Below are 4,282 nucleotides of genomic sequence, written 5' to 3' on the forward strand. Positions count from 1 at the left end.
ACTTATTCAGAAAGATTTAATTGCCATGAAATACCGTATTTGTCTTGGCACCATCCAAATTTTTTACCAAATCCATAATCACCTGAGCCTTGATAATTGTCAAGAGGAACCATGACCATTCCTCCATCCGATGAGAGTTCTTGAAACAATTTTTGTATTTCATGTTCAGTGTCACAGCTAACAAACAAAGAAACACCAGGGCTAAAAGACCAGGCATGCTTATAATTATTTTCAGAAAGCATGTATTCAGTTCCATTTAAGGTAAACACAGCATGCTTTATAAGTTCGGGTGTTCCTCCTGCTTCTCCTTCTGAGAATTTTATGACGCTCATTATTTCTGAATTTGGAAAAATAGAAGTGTAGAAATGCATTGCTTCTGCAGCCTTTCCGCATTGATCGCCCACAAATGTTAGAAATGTTGTTGTTTTCATTTTTAAAAAGATTTGTTTGGTTCAACTTTTTATATCAAACACCTGTCGCTTGTTTTTTAAAGAAGTAGTAAAACTCTTTATTGTTCTTTCCTTTTATTCTTCAGCAACAATCATCTTTTAGCCCCGTTCGAGATCGTTACTTAGGATCCTTTTCACTATTCGATACATCTTGATCTTCATCGGTTAAAAGTTGAGCGCTATCTAACAATCGAATCATTTCTCCACGATACCCTTCTTCATCATTTCCCTTTGCCTCTTTAGCTAACTTTGCAGCAGACTCCCAAGTAGCGGTTCCTTTGTATTCTGAATCGCGTAAAAGCATTCCAAATTCTGCAACAGAAGCTGAAAACCGAAAAGCATCACTGGTTTTTTCAAGCGCTACTGGACTGTTTATCACCACTTTTTCAACTAGTTTACTCTTGTTTCCATTTGGATCTTTATAGCGAAGTTGCACGGTTACAAGTTCATTGCTGCCAATTGCTTTCTTCGTTAATTTCGTTTTCTGGTATTTTAAATCAGCCCCAAATTCTACATTATCAGATGAAACAATTTCATAAAGGGCTGTTACGGAATGGCCGGCTCCGATATCCCCTGCATCCTTTTGATCATCATCAAAATCTTCTTCATTCAACATTCGATTTTCATAACCAATTAATCTGTATTTTGACACATAATAAGGATTAAATTCAAGTTGTAGTTTTACATCTTTTGCTATGGTAAACATAGTGCCTCCAAATTCACTCACCAATACCTTTCTCGCTTCCAGTAAATTATCTATATATGAATAATTTCCATTTCCCTTGTTCGCTATCAGTTCCAATTTATCATCTTTATAATTTCCCATTCCAAAGCCTAATGTAGATATCCAAATCCCTTGTTCACGTTCTTTTTCAATGTATCTTTCTAAATCCCCATTACTACTTATACCCACATTAAAGTCACCATCCGTAGCAAGAATGATTCTATTATTCCCATTTTCAATAAAATTCTCACGAGCTACTTTATAGGCCAGTTGTAAACCATCACCACCTGCTGTTGATCCTCCAGCCCTTAAATCTTCCAGGGCTTCAAGTATCGTTATCTTAGAGCCACATGAAGTTGAAGGCAATACCAGGCCAGCACTACCCGCATATACCACTATGGCCACTCGATCCTGCTCGCGAAGATTTTCTAATAAAAGCCTTAATGAGGATTTCAATAATGGTAATTTATTAGAATCTGACATGGACCCAGAAACATCTAATAAGAACACAATGTTAGAAGCTGGTAAATTTTCCATGTCAATTTTCATTCCTTGCAAGCCAATATGCAAAAGTGAATTTTTTTCATTCCATGGACAGCTTGATAATTCTGTCACAATGCCAAAAGGTACCTTATCATCCGGTTGCTCATAAGCATAACTAAAATAGTTTATCATTTCTTCTATTCTTACAGCATCTACCGGCGGAAGCTTTCCTTTGTTAATGAAACGTCTCATATTACTATAAGAGGCTCCATCTATGTCCACAGAAAAAGTGGACAATGGTTTTTTTATTACATCAGCAAAGCCATTTTCACGAATAGCAGCATAACCTTCGTTATTATGATCGAAATTTAAATTCGAGCTTCCTGGCGACCTATATCCTAATGACTTTTTGTTTCTTGAAATACCCAGAGCAGTAATTACCGTTTCATCAAATGTCTGTTCGTTTACTTCAAGTATTACATTTATTTTTCTTTTGTCATTCACCTGCTTCTCGACAATGTTAAAACCTATAAATGAAAATACAAGGATTTGCTGTGTCGAGTCAATTTTGATGTTATAATTCCCCTTCGCATCGGTGATTTCAAATCGATTTGATCCTTTAATTCTGACTTGGGCTCCCTGCAGTGGTCCTATTAAATCGCTAACGACACCGCTTATTTCTTGACCAATAATACTCTGACCGATCATGAAAATTATGATCACTAAGCTTGTAAATTTGTTTTTAAGAATCATATGTGCAAATTAAAAAATAAAGAATATTGTTTAATAAATCAAGATATAAATTTATACTGATTATGACATTAATTTTCTTCAAAACAATAAAAGTAACTTAGCTGCTTTAGGTTCAGCTATTCTCAATCAAGGACACCAGGCATAAAAAAATTAGCGATCCCCATATTGACATCATCAGGAGACTTTAGCCAATTTCTAGCACCATTTGTCAATAATATAACCGTTACCGTCTCCTTCGAGTTTTCTTTATAATAATGTCTTATCACAGAAATCCCTGCACCTCCATGCCCGGTCATCGAAATTCCATTTCCCAATTCATAGGTGTGCCAGCCTAAACCAAAATATCCAGGCTTGCCATTATTTAGAACTACAGGTTTCCAAATAGGTGTTAGTTCTTCTTTGCTGATGATTTTACCATCCAATACGGCTTGGGTCCAAACAACCAGCTCTTCCATATTAATATTCAATCCTGCCGCGGCATACATGGGTGAGCTGTAATTTAATGGAAACATTTCAAGATGCTCTCCAACCATTCTGTAGCTTTTCACTCTATGCGGCACTACTTTTTTAAAGCCACCATAGTTGGCCTTTGATAAGTTGAGCTGATCAAAATAGTTTTCTTGCATATAGCTCTCAAAGTCTTGCCCGGCTAATTCTTCAATAATCATACGAATAAGTAAAAATCCGGTAGCATTATACTTATTAGTTTCGCCCGGTGCCGAAGAAAAAGGCTTGTTTTGCAAGGCCTCAATTACAACATCTTCGCTGTCAGGTGCCAGATAAATCTGATAATCTATTTGATCGGGTATGCCCGAACTATGACTCAATAAACTTTTTAGGCTGGAGGCTGTCCACGACACAGGTAAGTCCTTTCTCTCAGGAAGAAACTCACTGACAGTCTCATTCACATTTCGATTGTTATCTTTTAATAATTTATGCAAAGCCATTGAACTAAATAGTTTTGACATAGAGGCCACAGCAAATAAATGATCCTGTGTCATGGGTACTTCATGCTCGTAGTTTGCCAGGCCAAAAGCTTTTTTATGCATCAGCTTCCCGTCAATCAACACACAATAATTTAGTCCAATAATATCGAGACTATCCATCATGTCAAGCACATAGGCATCTGTTTTGTCATAAATACTTTCCTCATCTTTGGTAACTGCATTTTGTTGACAGCTCAAACAAAGCATTGCAGCTGACATTAAGATGATTCCATTGGTTATATATTTGTTCATTTCTTTATTGTTTGTTTTAACGATTATTCCACAATCCCAGATTTGATAAGTTTCTAGCAGAAGAAACTGAAGAATCATTTCAATGATGCTTTTACAGACACGAAAGCATCATCATTGTTACAGCTTCAATAATTATTTTTGATACCCTTCTTGTCTAACTCTTTTTCTATTAATTCAATCATTGTAACGATGCGCTTTCGCAACACATCAGATTGAACATTAGCCCAGCTGTTGATCGAATAACACCTGGTTAAATGATCTTCAAAATCCGGATGATCCAATAAATGATTGAAGTCTTCAGGGTGCTTCGTTTCACCAATGTTATTATCGATATACAATTCGTTGTTTTCCCCAACCGCCAAAGAATAGGTACCAAGAAGATTTGATTCAAAAGCCTTATTTCTGATCGTTCTCAGCTGATAATGTTTTACCAAAAAAGGAAAATATTGATGGTTTCTATAATCTTTCCAAATAACTTCGTCCTCTATGACGTCCTTTATATTTGATGACCAATGTGTAAGTGCCTGTTTAAGGCTTGTATTTTGAATAAGTCCTAATTCACCGGAACCGGCCAAATCAACAACTATAGGGTCATAGGTCGCATATGGCATAGTTCTTCCGATGAGAATATCAAT

Annotated in this window: 4 protein-coding genes; all 4 read right to left on the reverse strand. The window is 36.2% G+C overall.

All coding sequences use genetic code 11. From position 1 onward, the window contains the following. Positions 1-2: 2 nt before the first annotated feature. Positions 3-431, reverse strand: coding sequence for a VOC family protein (locus ACR2MV_RS10160; protein WP_434021804.1), 429 nt, complete (start codon positions 429-431; stop codon positions 3-5). Positions 432-567: 136 nt separating this feature from the next. Then, positions 568-2,379, reverse strand: coding sequence for a YfbK domain-containing protein (locus tag ACR2MV_RS10165; protein WP_434021805.1), 1,812 nt, complete (start codon positions 2,377-2,379; stop codon positions 568-570). 152 nt (positions 2,380-2,531) lie between these two features. Continuing rightward, a complete protein-coding gene (locus ACR2MV_RS10170; protein ID WP_434021806.1) occupies positions 2,532-3,647 on the reverse strand; it encodes a serine hydrolase domain-containing protein in 1,116 nt (371 codons plus the stop codon). A 125-nt stretch (positions 3,648-3,772) separates the two neighbouring features. Continuing rightward, a partial coding sequence (locus ACR2MV_RS10175) for a hypothetical protein (RefSeq protein ID WP_434021807.1) occupies positions 3,773-4,282 on the reverse strand: 510 nt, incomplete at its 5' end.

The organism is Lutimonas sp., from assembly GCF_051011215.1.
Taxonomy (GTDB): domain Bacteria; phylum Bacteroidota; class Bacteroidia; order Flavobacteriales; family Flavobacteriaceae; genus Lutimonas.